Origin of the sequence: Amycolatopsis sp. VS8301801F10, from assembly GCF_046195355.1 — a bacterium.
GTDB lineage: Bacteria > Actinomycetota > Actinomycetes > Mycobacteriales > Pseudonocardiaceae > Amycolatopsis.
In genome coordinates this window covers 5,681,646-5,698,778 of record NZ_CP176065.1, presented here as the reverse complement: position 1 = coordinate 5,698,778, position 17,133 = coordinate 5,681,646, and the positions used below count along the sequence as shown (strand labels likewise).

The following is a 17,133-nucleotide window of genomic DNA, read 5'->3' as shown; positions in this document are numbered from 1 at the left end:
CTTGCGGTAGACGAGCAGGTGCCGCGCGGTCAGCCTTCTAGCGGGACAAAACGGCCATAACACCATGCGAGGGAATCCGACCTCGAACCCACGGGTAAGTGGGGTGCGGCCCAGCAGTTGGGTCCGTTGCAGATCGAATTCTCCGAACTGGTCCGCCGCAAGGCCAGCAGGAAGATCCCCCTTTGGGGACGCACCTTGAACTGAGGGCAAGTGTGCATCCTGGATGTCAAGTGTTCTGGATGCCTGTTGGTTCTGGCTACGGACGTTCCGCTCGGCCCGCGGCACGCCGGGACTCCAAGCCGACCAGCAGGCCTTCCGCTCATCAGTAACGCCAACACGGCGGTCGCCGACCTGATGACGTGTGGTCTGCAAGCATCATCGACACCGAACTGACGCGGCTGCCCGCCGGTTGGCACCACGGAGCCTGCTCGAAACCGCTCCCGAATCAGCTCCCAATCGTAGCCCTCCTGCTCCACTGGCCGCCGCGCTCGTCTCCAGCCTGACGCGTCGCAATGACGCCCAAGAGCGTCGCTGGCAGCGATGCGCAAGACCGCTCGCCCGGAGGCACCAGGCCGCTGAGGAGCGCCAGAGGAACTCATGCACCGCTATCGACGAAACAGAGGATGAACGTTGATCACGTCGGTCCTGGCTGGTGGATGGCCGGATTTCGGGAACGTGCCCGATTGGATTGCCGCGCTCGCCGGCGTGGGAACCCTCGGCATCGCTGTCCTCGCTGCGTCCGCCGCGTTCAAGCAGGTCGGTGAAGCCCGTCGACTGCGCGAGGAACAAGCTCGCCCCTTCGTCGTGGTCGATTTCGAACCCAACGGAGCCGGGCACCCGTACATGGACATCGTCGTAAAGAACTACGGCGCGACGTTGGCAAAGAACGTTCGCATCACCTTCGAGCCGCCGCTGGCCAGCACACTTGACAACATCGACGAAACCCCGCCCGTCTCCGAGTGGGCACTGTTCAGCGAACCGATCCCCACCATCCCACCGGGCAAGGAATACCGCGGACTGTTCGAAAACATGCCCACGCGGTTCGAGAGCAATCTACCCCGCCGCTACGCCGTCACGGTGGGACTTGACGGCCCAACCGGCCCAGAGGCCCTCAGGCAGATCCTCGACCTCGGCCCGTACTTCGGAGTGAAGAAGATCGATGTTCAGGGGTTGCACCACATCGCGAAAAGCCTGCGCGCATGGGCGAAACACGCTGGTGCCAACCGGTTCTAGAAACTCCTGGCCGATGGCCCGCGAAGCTATGACACGGCTCGGGTTCCGCCCAGGACTGCAAGCGACGGAAGGACACGTTCAACCTGGAGGCTCCAGCATGCGCCCTGCGACTGTCGAGGCCTGCCGTGCCTGACCCACTTCGGAACCCCGATCCATTCGAACCCCTGATAGCCGATAAGAATCTACAGACCGTGATGCATGCCCCAAAGAGGAACCCTGCATGAACGATTCCGTTGACAACCCTCCAGTGCAGCGTTCAGAAACCGGAAACATGCCTGAATCGGACGAGCAAGCCGGAAGCCTCAAAGATCGAATTGAAGCAGTCGAAGGATTCATCAAGATCGTCGAACGCCTTGCCGAAATGGGCGACCTCAAATGGGCAGATGTCGAGTCCGACTACCGACTCCTCGCGGTAAACGTAGCTCTCCGCCGACAAATCGAAAGCCTGCGGGCCGCGGTCGCACTTGCCCGGCAGAACCTTGGACACCTCGCAGTATCCTTCGTGCGCGCCTCACTCGAGGATGTCATCTACCTCGGGTTTTTCGTACCGCTTGCTCTTGAGGATTCGCAGAAGTTGTTTCTGCTGCTCGGCAACTGGGATTCGACCCGGTCTCTCCTCGCGCAACGCGCCTATGTCGGCGACGAAGTCATGAAGAAGCTCTGGTACCCAAAGAGCTTCCTCGACGCGGTGCAGCACAAGCGGGACGACCTCCGCACACAATTGAAAGTCCTGCAAAAATACTATAAATGGTCGGGGGGCGCCCTTCCGTCCGCCGCGTGGATAGCCGAGAAAGCGGGACGAAAGGACCTCTATGACTATTTACATGCCGCAACGAGCCGCTCGTTGCACTTCTCAGCAGGCGAGATCATGCGTCGAGGCTGGGGGCACCCGTCCGGCAAGATGATCACGGACGAACCTGAGTTCCGCGCCCACCTCTCATCGTTTGCCCTCGACCAACTCTGGCGGTTGTACGCGGAGACTTGGATGGTCGCGGCGCCCTTAATGGAGGCGGCAGCCATCACAATCGGTGATGATCTGCAAACTGCCGAAATGGAAGCTGCGTTGAACCGCCTCGTCGCGCTAGGCAAGGTCCCGCTCGTTCACGCGCATGAATGGAACCTGACTCCCGAGGGGCACGTGCGCCTGCAATGACACGCTTCGCCGCGCCGCGGACGACGCCGGCCCCCTCTCGACTCGACGAGATGCTCGTAAACGAACCCTCAAGATCAAACTTTGACACGCGAATGGCAGGACTGCACCTCCCAGATGCCGCAGGCAGTTCCGGCGGTGTCGAGGCATGCGAATCGGCTCTGCCTAGGCCGGCTTGCCCATGCATGATCGTTTCGGAGGAGCGTGGCAGGGCGTCGAGGAACGTCCCTCTTCCCCACCCGATACCGCAGGCACCACTGCATTTGCGGGCCGCCAGCCGGCGAGTGCACAACGGCCGCCGCGCCGAACCCCGGATCGTGACCTCCGCCGACACGCGCCCGATCCGGAATCCGTGAGCACAGAAGGTTGCCCCTGACGAGCCTGCACCGTCGAGACGCCGTCCTCATCCGGCTCTTCCTGGACACCGGCGCGCGCCTCGCCGAGGTCGCGAACCTCACGACCGACGACCTGGACCTCTCCTGAGACTGCATCGTCGTCCGGGGCAAGGGCGACCGCATCCGCTTCGGCCCCTCGGCGAACGAGCCGGCCAGGCCCTCAGCCAGTACTTGCGCGTGCAAACCCGCCACGCGGCTTCTGACGTCCCTTATCTCTTCCTCTCCGCTCGATGCGGAAGCAGCTCAAACCGAACGGCATCAAAATCATGCTCGCCGCCGAGGCCACGGTGGCAACGCCCACGGCGTGCTCGTCCGCAATCTCCACGCCCGCCTCAGCCGCCACTTCCAGTAACACACATTCCTCAAGTCCGGCGGCAGCGAACGCGATTTGATGCTGCCCTGGCGCTCAAACCGACCCGGACCTTCCGACGTCCGGATGCGCCGTCATGCCAAGTTGAGGGTGCCCTCGACCTTCAAGGACTCAACGGGTGCGCGGACCGCTCTGACTCAGACCTGGCACCGTCCCTGCGAAGTGTCGTGACAAGGTCGTCGAGTGTCGTGAAGACAGTTTCACGTCGGCCTAGAGCTCGCTGGATATCGCGGAGTTGCCGTCCGGTGTGTGCCTCCGCGCAGACGTAGTCGGCGTACGCGGCAGCACTAGAGAGGTAGAACATGTCGATCAGGTCGTTGCGACGCCATTTGACCTGGTGGTCTATGAATCGGCGAATAAACAGTTCGGATGTCAGCCCAACCATAGGAGAAGCTGTGAGCAACCTGACCAACTGGCCATCGCTAAACGATGGGAAGTCCGCGGAGCCCGTCAGCCGTCGGTAGGCAGCCGTGTAGAAGCCGATGTTTTCGTTCCAGTAGCGGCGCCTGGCCAGCCCACGACGCCGATTCTTCGGGACGTTCTCTGCGTGAATCTGGGACGTGATTCGCGCGTGATGGTCGACCCATTTCGCAAGAGCGTGCTTCGGAGTGCGCTCAGGATCAACGAGCGTGTCCAGCACGACATTCGGCATGGTCAGCATCGCCATGAATTTGTCGAAGTCAGGCGTATCGGCAGTGATGGCCAAGGGCGTATCAGAGCCAAAGAGAGCGCCAGGCTCCGTCACGATGGGGTGAAGTACGGGCGCGCTCTCCGTGAGTCCAAGGTGACCTCGGATCGTCAGCTCGACCTCGTGTTTCCAGATGTCGAATGGGTTCCGAATCTGCCAGCCCGCCGCCAGACGTGCCATGGCTACGCCTACTTCGTAGCGTCGCTCGCTGTGCAGGCCCGCGGTCTCCAGCATGTGCCCCATCGACAACGGCAGGACGACGCCGCCGTCGGTAGCCAGTCGGATCAGATCTTGCGCAGCGCGGCGCTCGCTGGGGTTATCCACGCGATTCGGGTCGTGCAGCACGTCAGCGACAGTCCGCCAGCGATTCTGATCCAGATAGACTGATGGTCGACCGTTGAAGGGCGGCGCAGAGTTCGGATTGAACCCTTCCGTGATGATCAGGTCGCCCCTGGTGGTGGTCGACAGGACCCACCACTTCTCCCAGTCGAAGACGGAAGCGGCGACCTGCGAGTCCGGCACTTGGAACTCGGGATTCAGTGCCTCTTCGAGGATTTGGCCATCCTGGCCGACGATCTTGATCGTTCCCTTCTGGAAGTCGACCTGCCAGTACTTGTACAGGTCAGCCGAAATCACCAGCGGTTCGTCCACGCAACCAGGCTAGTCGTTAGGTCCGCTCCTCCGAGTGGCGAGGTCTAGGCGCGGGCGCTGCGCCTGCACTCGTCTACCGGCGGGAGGTAGGCAGTAGCCGCGTCATCCGCTCGGATCTGCGGGCCCGAACACCAACGGAGGGTGTGCCTGGATCGGCGGCACGCTCGCCCGTCGGAGTCGTGTCGGTGGTGTGCGTCAGGCTGGTGGTGTCGGTGCGACCCACGAGTCGTTGAACGTTCGAAAACCATGCCCCGTAGGCACTGCCCTCGCAGAACTGCCTACAAGCGCCGCAGTCACCGGGTCAGTCCGCTCGGGTCACTGCGCGGTCCTTCCGGTGCTAGACGTGACCGGGCGGCAGGCACGCGTCGGAGGTGCGCGGATCGCAGCGTGTGCAGCGCATCCGGCCGCAGCCTGGGCACAGCTGACGCGGCGACCCGCAGTCGCAGGCCTGGCGCTGCGGCCTGAGCAGGACGACGTTCGAGGAGCCGTCAGGTGGCGTCATCAGGCGCAGGGCGCGGGTCATCGGCTCTGCACTGTGCTGTGGGCGGCTGGGGCGAACCGGTACGTGCGGGCGTGGTGGACCGACAGTGCGGCGGCACATGGCTTGCAGACGAGCCAGCGGGTCTCGGTGGCCGACCGTTCCGCGGAGACGAAGCCGGCCGCGTTCGTGCGCGCCTTCCCGTGCGGCGACCAGGATCTCGCCGGTGCCGCCGTCAGAGAGCCGGACGTCCACCGGTGCTGTCTTCGGACCGATGGTTCCGTCCGACCGCGCCGCCAGCGTGAGATCCACCGGCACCCAGGTGTCCCCGCGCCGGACCCGTTGCGGCTCAAAGCTTTCTGTCCGCGTCAACGTGCCGTCCGGGTTGGCGACGACCTCCGCGTACTCCGTGGTCTCGTCCGGGACCGCGACCTGCTTGTCCGTCTGCTTCGCCTTCGCGAGCGCCGACGCGACAGCAGGCGTTTCCCCGCTCGGGGTTTCCGCCGCAGCCGGCACGGGAATGCCTGAGAACACCAATGCCACCAAGGCAGCGACCGGCAAGGCACGACAGAGTGAACGCACGAAGGTCTCCCCCACCTACGGCCCAGCACATGCGAAACCCGGGCGCGATGTCGAACGGGAGATTGGTACCAACCACTCAAGGGCTTGCCAAGACGAACTAAACGAGACGTGGGTTAATAACCGGTCTTTCCCCTCTACGCGAAGGCAGCGCTCGTCCATCCCGATCACGCTGTATTTCAGCACCGCGGTCACCGTCCTCAACCTGACTTGCGTCGGCCTGGCCGGTCGGCTTCGGGCCAAAACCGGCGCATCCGCGCCCCGCTCCACAACCCTCGCGTCCGAACAGGCGTGACGGTTCTCCAGCACGCCCGGTGACGGCACCAAGCCAGTTGCGTGGCAGGCGTCCCACTCGAGAGTCGCCGGAGTCGCGCGCGGGCAGCGAAGTTCGCTACTCGGGATCCGCCTCCACCAGGCCCTCTCGCACCGCGACGAGCGCGGCCTGGGTGCGGGTGCTGAGGTCCAGTTTGGTCAGGAGATTGCTGACGTGCGTGCGCGCGGTGCGCTCGCTGATCGCCAGGCGCTCGGCGATCGCCCGGTTGGACAGTCCCCGTCCGACGAGCACGAGGACTGCCCTTTCCCGTTCGCTCAGCGCGCCAACGCCGTGGGCGGGACCGCGCAGCCGTTTGGTGAGCTTGCCTGCCACTGCGGAGTCGATGAAGATCTCGTCGCGCTGAGTCGCGCGGATCGCGGCCTCGACCTCGCCCGCCGCCGCGTCCTTGAGCACGTATCCGGACGCGCCGTTGGCGAGAGCGGCCTGAACTCGCTCCACCTCCGAGAAACTGGTGAGGATCACCGTGCGAACGTCGGGATACCGCTCGGCCAGGACCGCCACCGTCTCCGCGCCGTCGAGCCGCGGCATCTGCAGGTCCAGCAGCACCACGTCCGGGAGCTGGCCTTGTGCGTCCATCACCGCCAGCCGGTCGAGGGCTTCCCGGCCGTCCGAAGCCTCGCCGACGAAGGCGATGCCGTCGGCGAACTCCAGGAAGCTGGCGATCCCGCGACGGACCACTTCGTGATCGTCCACGACGAACACCGCGATTGGCTCCTGCTCGGTCGTCATGGTTCGTCTCCTCGTTCTGCGCAGTTCCTGGGCATCTGCAGCTCCGCGCGGACCGTAGTACCCACGCCCGCTTCCGTGTCGATCTCCACCGAGCCGCTCCACCGTCGTGCTCGATCCCGCATGGACGTCAGTCCGAACCCGCCAGTCCCCGACCGGTGGGAAACCAGTCCGCTGCCGTCGTCGGCGACCTCGACCCGGAGCACGCCGCGGTCGACGGTGAGTGTTGCCCGGACTCGGGTCGGCCGTGCGTGCTTCACCGCGTTGTGCACGGCCTCGGCGACGATTTGGTAGACGTCTTCGGCCTGCTCGGAACCGTCGAGTTCCTTCTCGGCGATGGCGTCCACGTCCAGTTCCACGGCGACGCCGTCACGCCGTTCGACCGTCCGCGCGAGCCGGTCGAGCGCCTCGCCCAGACCGAGCTCGGCGGCGACGGAGGTGCGCAGGGCCAGAACGACGCCGCGCAAGTCCCGCTGCACGTTTTCGATCAGTTCGGCCATCTCGTCGGAAATGGACAGCACCCGGTCGTCGTACGGTTCCGGAAGGCGGGACCCGATCCCGGACAGTGCCCGCGCCTGCATGCCCAGCGAGAAGACGTGCTGGACGACCGAGTCGTGCAGGTTGCGGGCCAGTCGCTCACGCTCTTCGCGCCGGGCGGTGAACCGCTCGTTGGCGATCAACGTCGCGTAGTCCACCGCGAGGGCGGCCTGTTCTGCCATGGACTCGAGGAAGCTGAGCATCGCCGGCGTAGCCCGCTGGCCGCTGGCCACGTAGACGTTGAGCACCCCCAGCGCCTTGCCGCGGGAGACCAGCGGCGTGCTGATGAAGTCGTCCCATTCGATCTGGGCCACGTAGTCGTGCAGGGGTTGCCACGCCGGGTCGGCGAGCATGTGCGCTCGCCGGCCCGGAAGCACGAACTGGCGGCGCTCGTGCAGGCAGCGGTAGGTGATGAGGTCCGCGCCGCGTTCCCTGGAGGCCATCAGCAGGTCGAAGAACGTCGACACCTCGGCGAACCCGGCGGACCCCATGACCTGCAGCTGTTCCCCATCGGAGGTCACGACCACCACCTGGGCTCCCGCGACCCCGTGCGAACGCTGGACCTCCTCGGCCATCGCGTTCAGCACCACGGTGAGAGAGCTGTCGGAGGCGGTGCTCGCGGCAGTGCGCGCGAGTGCGGCGACCCGCCGATGCTGGTGCCGCTGCTCGGTCACGTCCCGGAACTCGACGAGCACGACCCGGCCCGAATCGAGGTCGAGCGTGCCCCCCACCGTGCAGGCGAGTTCGATCGGTTCCCCGGTCCCGCGTCCCCACGTGACCTGTCGCTCGGCGCCGGGGCGGCGGTCGTCGTCGCCGGACAGGACGAACGGCGTCCCCAAGCTGGTCAAGTCGTCGCGGGAAACGCGCAGGATCGACTCGCCGGCGCGGTTCATCCAACGGACCCGTTCGTCGGGTCCGACAAGCGCCACGCCATGGGCGAGGGCGTCGAGCATCGCCGCCCACGGCTCGATGATCGTCATCCAGAGCTCCTCGCAGCTGCCGGCCGCTGCCCCAAGTATCCCGGTTCCGGCCGATCAGGCGCTTTGCAAGTCTGCTCGCCTGCGGTCGGTCTTGTACGGCGCCGGGGCGACGGTCGCCCGAATCTCCTTCTGCCGGCCGCGAGGGTTGCCCCAATGCACGGTGAGAGCCGTCCCGATCTCGGCGTGCTCTACGTCGACCGTGCACAGGGACAGCATTTCCCGGAAAAAGTAGCTGTACCCGCGCGAGGTCGACACGCCGACAAGCTCGCCGCCGCGGGTGACGCGGTCCGCCCACATGAACCCCCGCTGGTCGCGCGGCATGTCCATGAAAAGGTAGTTCTCGCCTGGACGGAACAGCGAGGCCTGCACGTCGAGGACGTCCTCGGGGTTCCACACCAGGGTGCGCATCACCCGACGCGGGTTCGCCTTCTCGTGCTCCAGGGCCTCGCCACCCAGGAAGTCGTGGTCGAACTTGATGTTGCGCGCCCAGCCGAGCTCTACGGGACTGCGGTAGTAGTCGGAGATCTGCTGTCCGTCGAACGAGCCCGCGATGTGGGCCGGCTGCGCGAACGACGGCATCGAACTGGTGAACGCCTTCAGGTAATCCGCGGTCTCCGGCTCGAAGATCGCCGGGAGGTAGTCCGTCGCGATCGTCGGGAAGCACGCCTCGAGGTGGTTGATGGCAGCCGTGCGCCCCCCGAGTTTGCGGATCCCGAACTCCCGGCCCGCATCCACGATCGCGTCGTAGACGTCCTGCTTGTGGGCCATCGGACCTTGGAGCTCGAAGCCGATCTCTCCGGCCATGCCCTGGCGCAGGGCGTAGATCTCGTGGCCCGCGACGGTGATCGTGTTGACGCGCATGAAGCCGGTGTCGCGCAACCCGCTCCCCGCGACCTTCTCCAGGACATGGATCGAGTGCGGGCCGGAAACCTGGAGGATGAACCAGTCGTCCTGTTCGACCTTGACGTCGTAGTCGGTGGAGGCCAGGTAGTGGGCCGCCCAGAAGCCCCCGCGTCCGTGGAGCACGTACTCGTCCCGCCCCAGGCGGCTCAGGACGCCCTCGTGAATGACCTTGCCGTCCCGGTTGGTGTGAATCGCGTGCTTGGACTGCCCGATGTCGAACGTCGTGAAGCTGTTGACGGTGATGTCGCCGAGCATGGTGAGCACATCAGGGCCGGTGAAGCGGTGCTGCCAGAGGAATGACCAATCTCCGATGTAGCAGGTCTGCTTCCAGGACAGGCTCTCGTCCAGCCAGTCCGTGTACTCGGGCTCGCCGAAACGGCTCCAGGCATACCCTTCCGGAGCCTTGCGCATGCTGCTGACTGAGTGACTCATCGGCTTCCTCGCTGTGATGTCGGACTGTACTGGCCCTGCTCAGGACCGTAGGGCGGCATCCGCGGCGGCGGGACGCCCTGATGACCTCGAGTCGAGGCCCATGTGGGCGCCTTCCGCCAGGACAAATGACGTAGCCGGGACAGGGCCCAGCGCCATGGAACACCGGTCATTCGCGCGTTACGTCGACGTTGCGGGCTGCCTAGCGTCTACCACCACGAGGCCGGCGAGCGGTCGAACACAACGACAGGAAGGGTTCGGCGAAGATGGCGACGGACAAGGCCCCCTCAGTGCTGGTTGTCAGCGCGCATTCCGGCGACTTCGTGTGGCGCGCAGGAGGGGCGCTCGCCCTGTACGCCGAGCGCGGCTACGACGTGCGGATCATCTGCCTGAGCTACGGCGAGCGCGGCGAGTCCCAAGGGCTCTGGAGGCGGGACGGGATGACGCTGGAGAAGGCCAAGGAGAGCCGCCGCGCTGAGGCTGCGGCCGCCGCGGCCGCGCTCGGCACCTCGATCTCCTTCCTCGACCTCGGCGACTACCCGCTGCGGGTCGATGCCGACGCCCTGGACCAGATCGTCGCCGCGATGCGCGAGGCGCAACCGGAAGTCCTGCTCACCCACGTCGCCGCCGACCCGTACAACCGCGACCACAACGCCGCCCACGAGGCCACCCTGCTCGCCCGCCAGGTCGCCCAAGCCGCCGGCCACGACCGCTCGACCAGTCCCCTCGGGGCCCCGCAGGTCCTCCAGTTCGAGCCGCACCAGCCCGAGCAGTGCGGTTTCCTGCCCAACCTCCTGCTCGACATCACTTCCGTGTTCGACCGCAAGCGCAAGGCCATGGAATGCCTGGGGGCGCAGTCCCACCTCGTGCAGTACTACACCGATCTCGGGTCGCGCCGGGGCGTGCAGGCCGTGCGCAACGGCGGGGCGAAGTCAATCGCGTACGCCGAGGCCTACCAGCGGGTCTTCCCGATCGTCGGGGAGGTCCTGCGATGACCGACAACGTGATCGTCCGCACCAGTCGCGGCCCCTCGGCCGAGGTCGTCGCTGCGCTGGCGAAGTACGGAGTCGCGACCGCTCACGAGGCCCACGGGCGCCGCGGTCTGCTGGGACCGGAGCTGCGCCCCATCTACCCGGGCGCCCGCATTGCCGGCCGTGCCGTCACGGTGCTGTCCCACCCAGGCGACAACCTGATGATCCACGCCTGCATCGAGCAGTGCAGGGAGGGCGACGTGCTGGTGGTCGCCACCACCTCGCGGTCGACCGACGGCATGTTCGGCGACCTGTTCGCGACCCAGCTGCTGCAGCGGGGGGTTCGCGGCCTGGTCACCGACGCGGGCGTCCGGGACATCGCCGACCTGCAGGCGATGGGATTCCCGGTCTGGTCGCGCGCCGTGCACGCCCAGGGCACCGCGAAGGCAGTCGCCGGGTCGGTCAACGTGCCGGTCGTGGTCGCCGGACAGCTCGTCAACCCCGGCGACATCATCGTCGCCGACGACGACGGCGTTCTCGCTGTCCCGCTGGCCGAGGGCGAGAAGGTCGTCGAGGCCGCCGTCAGGCGAGAGGCCAACGAGGAGGCCAAGCGGCGCCGGTTCCGCGCGGGCGAGCTCGGCCTCGACGTCTACGACATGCGTCCGCTCCTGGAACGGCTCGGTGTGCGCTACGTCGATGCCGACGACGGCGAAGCCGACCCGTCCGAGGAGTCCCGATGAGCACGTTCGTCCTCGTTCACGGCGCCTGGCACGGCGGGTGGGTTTGGCAGCGGGTGATCCCCGCGCTCCGCGCCGCCGGCCACGAGGTGCTGGCCCCGACCCTGACCGGACTGTCCGATCGTGCCCACCTGATCACTCCCCAGGTCGGGTTGTCCACGCACGTCCAGGACGTCGTCGCGATGCTCGAGGCGCACGACGCCCGCGATGTCGTGCTGGTCGGGCACAGCTACGCGGGGCAGGTCATCACCGGTGTCGCAGACCGCGTCCCGGAACGGATCGCGCTGCGCATCCACCTCGACGCGTTCGTCGGCGACGACGGCGACGCCGCCATCGACCTGTTGCCGCCGGCGATCGCCGGGCACTACCGGGAGTCGGTCGAGGGACCCGGTTTCGGCTGGCTGGTCCCCGTCCGTTCGCTGTCCAAGCTCGGCGTGACCGACGAGGCGGACGTGGACTGGCTGACGCCCCGGCTGACCCCGCACCCGTGGCTGGCCTACACCGAGCCGTTGCGCCTGACCGGCAAGGGCGACCAGGTGCCCGCCGCCTTCGTCGAATGCGTGGAGTGGATGCGGGTCTTCACACCGCAGGCCGAGAAGGCCGCCGCCCTCGGCTGGCCGACCCACGAGATCGCCGCCGGCCACGAAGCCATGGTCACCGCACCCGACGAGCTCGGCGCCCTGCTGCTCGAGATCGCGCCGGCCTGAGCCGGAAGGAGAAACCGTGGAATTCCTGGTCCGCACCGAGAACCTCCTCCCGAACGACACCCCGGAGGAACTCCGCGACGAGCTGAGGAAGGGCGAGCGCGAACGCGCGATGGAGCTGCGCGAGCAGGGCGTTCTCAAGCGGCTGTGGCGGATTCCCGGTCGCAACGCCACCATCGGCCTCTACGAAGCCGACGACCCCGCCGCACTGCACGACGCGCTCGTCTCCCTCCCGATGTGGAAATGGATGGACGTCCGAGTCGAGGCGCTCGCCACCCATCCCCAGGAAAAGCAGCCGCGGCTCAGCTGACCGCGACCGCACCACTTTGTCCCGTTGGGAACGTCTAGTCGAGGGCGCGAGCGTTCGCCCTCGACTAGACCACGAGGCTCGAGCGATCGACGACGTCGCCAACTCGATGCACGCGGACGGCCTTCTGAAGCGCTAGAGGCGAGGAGCCGCATCGAGCCGCTTGCCGGTCAACTCCGTCAGCACGGCGTTGAATGTTGGGCGTTCTGGGGCGTGAGCGGCGAGCGCGGGTGTGCCAGCCGGTAGCTTGTGCTGGCCGGGTGCTCACGGACCTGTCTCCGACAAGACAGTGCGCCGTGAGCAGCCGGCCCTTTTGTTTCCGGTTGTTTCCGGCCGTGGAAGCGGGCATGGCGAAGCCCCGGTGCGCCATTGGCCGTCTACGGAAACAGAGTGCCAGTCATCTTCGGCGTCAACCGTGCCGTCGAGCATCCGGGCCCAGAAGCTGCTCTCAGCAGACAGGTCAGCGGCGTCGAACACAACAATCTGGCGGTTGATCTTCACCAACGTCGTCCCCATGGTTGCTCTGAAGAGACAACGACAACTCAGGCGGCGCTGAGCTCCTCCAGCGCCATGCGGACGGCAAGGATCTCCAGTGCCTCGTCGCGGGTGACGGCGCGAACCCGGGCGCCACGATGAGGAATCCGCTCGATCATCCCCTCAGTGCTCAGCTGGACCTGGCCGTGCGCACGGCCAGGTCCAGCTCGCGCCGAATCGTTCCGAGAGGTCGGCCTCGACGAGGCGCTGGTTCGGCACGACTCGCCGGTGACGATGGCCTCCCGCACAGCCGCACGGACGTCGGCCCGCGGACATCGGCCTCGGCGGAGACCGCGACTTCCTCGAGCCAGCGGCCTCGGCTCATTCCGGCAGTCATCGCTTCCTCCGGTTCATTCGTGGCTGCGTGCCAGGACCGTGCGCACTGAGCGCTCGACTGCGGCCGCACGCACGGTGAGGGCATCGACCTGATCCAGAACACCGAGAAGGCGGGCGCGGACCGCATCGCCGCGGATGCCGCCGAGGTTGATCTCGACGTTGAGCCGAGCCGTGGTCGCGGCCGCCCGCGCCGCCTCGGAGGCAGCCGCGACATCGGTGATGACATTGCGATTCGCCACCGGAAGCAGGCGTTCGGCCAGCGACATCAACGAGCACGCGATCCGGATCACCGCGGCCGGCGGACGAGCCGCTTCCGCGAGCGCCTCCGCGATCGCCGCAGACCGACGTTCCTTCTCGTGCGAGGTGGCACGCGGCAGGCGATACGCCTCCGCCACCGCGCCGAATGCCGTCGCGTCATCGGTGGCGAGCTGCAGGGCGACGGCGCGTTCCGCCTCGGCCTGCTCGAGGATGCCGCTCACCAGATCGACGCTGTCCCCTCCGGTGGTGTACCGGGCGACCATGCTCAGCAGCGCCGCTGCCTGAGCTGCGTGCAGCGCGCCGGCAGCGCCGCCGCCCGGAGCCGGGGTCCGGGCGGCGAGCTGGTCGAGGAAACCACCGACGGTCAGCTCGGACACTGGGGTCTGCGATGCGCTCATGGGAAGACGACAGTCCGGTTCCCGGCGACGGCGATCCGGTTCTCGGAGTGCCACCGCACGGCGCGAGCCAGGGCGCGGCTCTCCGCCTCCCGGCCGCGAGCAGCCAACTGGTCCGGGCCCAGCGAGTGGTCGACGCGGATGAGCTCCTGTTCGATGATCGGCCCCTCGTCCAGGTCGGCGGTCACGTAGTGCGCGGTGGCTCCGATGAACTTCACGCCGCGCGCGTGGGCCTGGTGGTAGGGCTTGGCGCCCTTGAAGCTCGGCAGCATCGAGTGGTGGATGTTGATCGCTTTCCCGTCGAGCTGCTTGCACAGGTCGTCCGAGAGGATCTGCATGTAGCGCGCGAGCACCACGAGGTCGACGTCTTCCTCGCGCACCAGATCGACGAGCGCGGCCTCCGCCTGCGGCTTGGTGTCCTTCGTGACCGGGATGTGCTTGAAGGGGACGCCGAAGCTGTCCGCGATGCGGCCCAGGTCGGGGTGGTTGGAGACCACGGCCGCGACGTCGAGGGCGAGCTCGCCGATCGAGTTGCGGAACAACAGGTCGTTGAGGCAATGCGCGAACTTGCTGACCATCAGCACGACCCGCAGCCGCTGCCGGCCGTCCGCGAGGCTCCAGTTCATCTCGAATCGCTCGCCCACGGACCGCATTTCCTCGCGTAGCGCCTCGAAGTCGAGAGGCGTCCCGTCGGTGTGAGCGAACTCGACGCGCAGGAAGAACGTTCCGTTGATCGCGTCGCCGAACTGCTGGCTCTGCACGATCGTGCACCGCGCCCGCACCAGCATCTCGGCGACGGCGTGCACGATCCCCGGCGCGTCGGGGCACGAGAGGAGCAGGACGGCGCGCTGGGCGCCGGCGGGCGGGGTCATGACGCCTCCTGGAAGGACGCGGCGGCGAGCGCCGGGCTCGGGTCGGCGAGGGAACGGACGGCCTCGTCAGAGGTCATTCCCGACAGGATGCGGGCGGCCAGAACGGTGTTGCGCACCAGCCACACGTCCGTGACGGGCCCGACCCCGCCGGGAACCGGCGTGATCGCCCGGACCCGCGGGGCGACCGAGTCGTAGTCGACGTCGCCGACCATGCGCACCCGGCCGTCGTCGCCCCGCTGCGGATTGATGCCGACGTCGATCACCACGGCGTTCTCGCCGACGTGCTCGGCTTTGATCAACCCGGCTTTGCCCGCGGCCACGATGAGCACGTCGGCCCATCGGGTGTGCCGGCCGATGCCGGTGGTCCTGTCCGCCCACTCGTCCACGGACTCGACGGTCGTCTGCCGCTCGTAGCCGAGGGAGATCGCGGGCTTGCCCACGTTGTTCGAGCGTCCGACGACCACGATCAGCGACCGATGGTAGAAGTCCGCCCGGTCCTCCCCCGCCGCGTCGAGCCAGGTGTCGAGCAGGTGGAACACCGCAGCGGCCGTCGAGGGGACGAACCGCGGAACACCGAGCGCCAGCAGGCCCGCGTTCTCCGGGTGCACCGCCTCGACGTCCTTGCGGGGGTCGATGGCCCGGAACACCGCGGCCTCGTCGACGTGTGCGGGAAGAGGACGCAGGACCAGGATGCCGGACACGTCCGGGTCCGCGTTCAGCTCGTCGACGAGCTCGACCACCTCGCCCTGAGCCGCGGACGCGGGCAGAGCGCGGCGTCGGTGCGGAACTCCCAGCTCGGACGCCAGCCGCGCCAGACGGCGCTCGTAGGCCGCGGAGCTGTATTCCTCGCCGACCACGACGGTCGCCAAACCGATGCCGGCGCCATCGGCCTTCAGGCGGGCAACATCGGCCGCCACACCTCCCTTCAGCGCTCGGGCGGCTGCTCGGCCGTCGATGACCTCTGCACTCATCTCTCAGCAACTCCAGGTGTCGTGCCGGCGGGCTGCCGGGCGGGCGTTCAGGACGTCTGGTCCGCGCGGTCAGCGGGCCGGTTGTCGAACAGCGCGAGTCCGGCCGCCGTGTTGGAGGCCGGAACGTGATAGGCGGAGTGGACCTTGCGGATCCGCTCGTTCAGAGCGCCCCGCATGATCAGCCACATGATCAGCTCGATGCCTTCGGAACCGGCCTCGCGGATGTAGTCCTCCCGGCTGAGGGCGGCGAGCTTTTCCGGGTCGTTCTCGATCGCGTCGAGGAACATGCGGTCGAAGGCAGGATTGACGAAGCCCGCACGGGCGCCGGCGAGCTGATGCGACATCCCGCCGGTGCCGAGCACGCCGACCGTTTTCGCTCCGTCGTAACTCGCGATCGCGCGTCCGAGCGCCTTCCCCAAGGCGTAGCAGCGCGCCGCGGTCGGCTGCGGGTAGCGGATCACGTTCACCAGGATCGGGATCACCCGGCAGGGCCAGGACTCGCCGGGCTCCGGGGTCCAGACCGACAGCGGCACGGTGAAGCCGTGGTCGACGTCCAGCTCGGAGAACACCGTCATGTCGAACCCGTCGTCCACCAGGCTCTGCAGCAGGTGGAACGACAGGTCGGGGTCTCCCTCGATGTCCGGCACGGGACGACGGCCGAAACCCTCGTCGGCCACCTGGTACCGCTCCGCGGCGCCGATCGCGAACGTCGGAACGATGTCGAGGTCGACGCCGTTCGCGTGGTCGTTGTAGACCAGGATCGCGACGTCCGGAGTGCGCTCGGCCAGCCACTGCCTCGCGGGGCGGTAGCCGTCGAACAACGGCGCCCATCGCGGATCCGCGTCCAGGCCCCGGTCGATCGCGGCCCCGATCGAAGGCACGTGCGACGTGCCGAGTCCCCAGATGACCTCAGACATCGGTGCGTCCTCCTTCCTGCATCGCGGCGATGAATTCGTCCTCGGACATCCCGGCGAACACGCCGCCCAGGTACTGCATGGACCGGCCGTCGATCATGGCCAGCTTGTAGATGCAGAAGATGCTGCCGCCGAGTTCCGCCATCGCCTGCCAGTCCCGGGCGAGCACAGCGGCGGTCTGCTCCTCCGACAACGCGAAGCGTGCGCAGTAAGCCGGTTCGTCGGCGAGGAACTGCTCGCGGCTGTCCCGGTCGATCAGCGACATGAACAGCTTGTTCATGGTGCGCCCGCGCAAGCTCGTCGGGCCGTCGAAGACGTAGGTCGGCGGCGAACCCGGCCTGCTGCCTGTCATTCGATACTCCCTGCGTGGTGCAGCGCGAGACGCGCCGTCGTCGATGCACCTCGACGTTAGGCGCCCGCATCCGCGCCGCCATCGCTCTGCTGTCCCGTTCGCCGCTGGCCGACTGGAGGACGCGGCACGGACAAATGACGTATCGCTCGGGATCGTGCGGTGCGCCACCGGCACCGCAGCAGGGTCCCCGTGGCCATCTTCAAGATCGCAGATGAGCTGCATCGTCCGTGGCTTCGGCCAGCCGCCCACCGTCATCCGGGGCGTAGAGGGGACGACGTTCACGATCGCGGCGGCGCTCCTGGCGCCCACGGCAGTTGCCCGCCGCCCTC

Annotated in this window: 16 protein-coding genes; 6 read left to right on the top strand and 10 right to left on the bottom strand. The window is 67.3% G+C overall.

Annotated features, from left to right (window positions below; all coding sequences use genetic code 11):
* The first annotated feature begins 630 nt into the window (after nt 1-630).
* Nucleotides 631-1,233, top strand: coding sequence for a hypothetical protein (locus F9C11_RS26825; RefSeq protein WP_409180130.1), 603 nt, complete (start codon nt 631-633; stop codon nt 1,231-1,233).
* 220 nt (nt 1,234-1,453) lie between these two features.
* A complete protein-coding gene (locus tag F9C11_RS26820) occupies nt 1,454-2,386 on the top strand; it encodes a DUF5677 domain-containing protein (protein ID WP_409180129.1) in 933 nt (310 codons plus the stop codon).
* 865 nt (nt 2,387-3,251) lie between these two features.
* Here the strand turns inward: F9C11_RS26820 and F9C11_RS26815 are convergent.
* The 5 genes from F9C11_RS26815 to F9C11_RS26795 form a co-directional block, all read right to left on the bottom strand.
* Nucleotides 3,252-4,487, bottom strand: a complete 1,236-nt coding sequence (locus F9C11_RS26815; protein WP_409180128.1) for a hypothetical protein — start codon at nt 4,485-4,487, stop codon at nt 3,252-3,254.
* 337 nt (nt 4,488-4,824) lie between these two features.
* A complete protein-coding gene (locus F9C11_RS26810; protein ID WP_409180127.1) occupies nt 4,825-5,508 on the bottom strand; it encodes a hypothetical protein in 684 nt (227 codons plus the stop codon).
* A 427-nt stretch (nt 5,509-5,935) separates the two neighbouring features.
* Entirely contained in the window at nt 5,936-6,607 is a 672-nt protein-coding gene (locus F9C11_RS26805; RefSeq protein ID WP_409180126.1) for a response regulator, read from the bottom strand.
* The gene (locus tag F9C11_RS26800; protein WP_409180125.1) at nt 6,604-8,121 is read right to left on the bottom strand and encodes an ATP-binding protein; all 1,518 of its coding nucleotides are present in this window, start codon (nt 8,119-8,121) and stop codon (nt 6,604-6,606) included. The genes F9C11_RS26805 and F9C11_RS26800 overlap by 4 nt, the downstream gene beginning before the upstream one ends.
* Nucleotides 8,122-8,175: 54 nt before the next feature.
* Complete coding sequence (locus F9C11_RS26795; RefSeq protein WP_409180124.1) at nt 8,176-9,456, bottom strand: hypothetical protein; 1,281 nt, start codon at nt 9,454-9,456, stop codon at nt 8,176-8,178.
* Nucleotides 9,457-9,719: 263 nt separating this feature from the next.
* On the opposite strand from F9C11_RS26795, the gene F9C11_RS26790 reads away from it, so the two are divergent.
* From F9C11_RS26790 to F9C11_RS26775, 4 genes are read left to right on the top strand one after another with little or no spacing between them, the layout of a single operon-like run.
* On the top strand, nt 9,720-10,448 hold the full coding sequence (locus F9C11_RS26790; RefSeq protein WP_409180123.1) for a PIG-L deacetylase family protein: 729 nt from the start codon (nt 9,720-9,722) through the stop codon (nt 10,446-10,448).
* The gene (locus F9C11_RS26785) at nt 10,445-11,164 is read left to right on the top strand and encodes a 4-carboxy-4-hydroxy-2-oxoadipate aldolase/oxaloacetate decarboxylase (RefSeq protein ID WP_409180122.1); all 720 of its coding nucleotides are present in this window, start codon (nt 10,445-10,447) and stop codon (nt 11,162-11,164) included. The genes F9C11_RS26790 and F9C11_RS26785 overlap by 4 nt, the downstream gene beginning before the upstream one ends.
* Nucleotides 11,161-11,868, top strand: coding sequence for an alpha/beta fold hydrolase (locus F9C11_RS26780; RefSeq protein WP_409180121.1), 708 nt, complete (start codon nt 11,161-11,163; stop codon nt 11,866-11,868). The genes F9C11_RS26785 and F9C11_RS26780 overlap by 4 nt, the downstream gene beginning before the upstream one ends.
* Nucleotides 11,869-11,884: 16 nt before the next feature.
* Entirely contained in the window at nt 11,885-12,175 is a 291-nt protein-coding gene (locus F9C11_RS26775; protein WP_409180120.1) for a muconolactone Delta-isomerase family protein, read from the top strand.
* An 881-nt stretch (nt 12,176-13,056) separates the two neighbouring features.
* On the opposite strand, the gene F9C11_RS26770 is transcribed toward F9C11_RS26775, so the two are convergent.
* From F9C11_RS26770 to F9C11_RS26750, 5 genes are read right to left on the bottom strand one after another with little or no spacing between them, the layout of a single operon-like run.
* On the bottom strand, nt 13,057-13,698 hold the full coding sequence (locus tag F9C11_RS26770; protein ID WP_409180119.1) for a cyclodeaminase/cyclohydrolase family protein: 642 nt from the start codon (nt 13,696-13,698) through the stop codon (nt 13,057-13,059).
* The gene (gene purU, locus F9C11_RS26765; protein WP_409180118.1) at nt 13,695-14,567 is read right to left on the bottom strand and encodes a formyltetrahydrofolate deformylase; all 873 of its coding nucleotides are present in this window, start codon (nt 14,565-14,567) and stop codon (nt 13,695-13,697) included. The genes F9C11_RS26770 and purU overlap by 4 nt, the downstream gene beginning before the upstream one ends.
* Complete coding sequence (locus tag F9C11_RS26760; RefSeq protein ID WP_409180117.1) at nt 14,564-15,538, bottom strand: bifunctional 5,10-methylenetetrahydrofolate dehydrogenase/5,10-methenyltetrahydrofolate cyclohydrolase; 975 nt, start codon at nt 15,536-15,538, stop codon at nt 14,564-14,566. Before F9C11_RS26760 ends, purU begins: the two co-directional genes overlap by 4 nt.
* Before the next feature lie 47 nt (nt 15,539-15,585).
* Nucleotides 15,586-16,455, bottom strand: coding sequence for a class III extradiol dioxygenase subunit beta (locus tag F9C11_RS26755; protein ID WP_409180116.1), 870 nt, complete (start codon nt 16,453-16,455; stop codon nt 15,586-15,588).
* Nucleotides 16,448-16,804 (bottom strand): protocatechuate 3,4-dioxygenase, encoded by a 357-nt coding sequence (locus F9C11_RS26750; RefSeq protein WP_409180115.1) that lies wholly within the window; start codon nt 16,802-16,804, stop codon nt 16,448-16,450. The genes F9C11_RS26755 and F9C11_RS26750 overlap by 8 nt, the downstream gene beginning before the upstream one ends.
* Nucleotides 16,805-17,133: the final 329 nt, after the last annotated feature.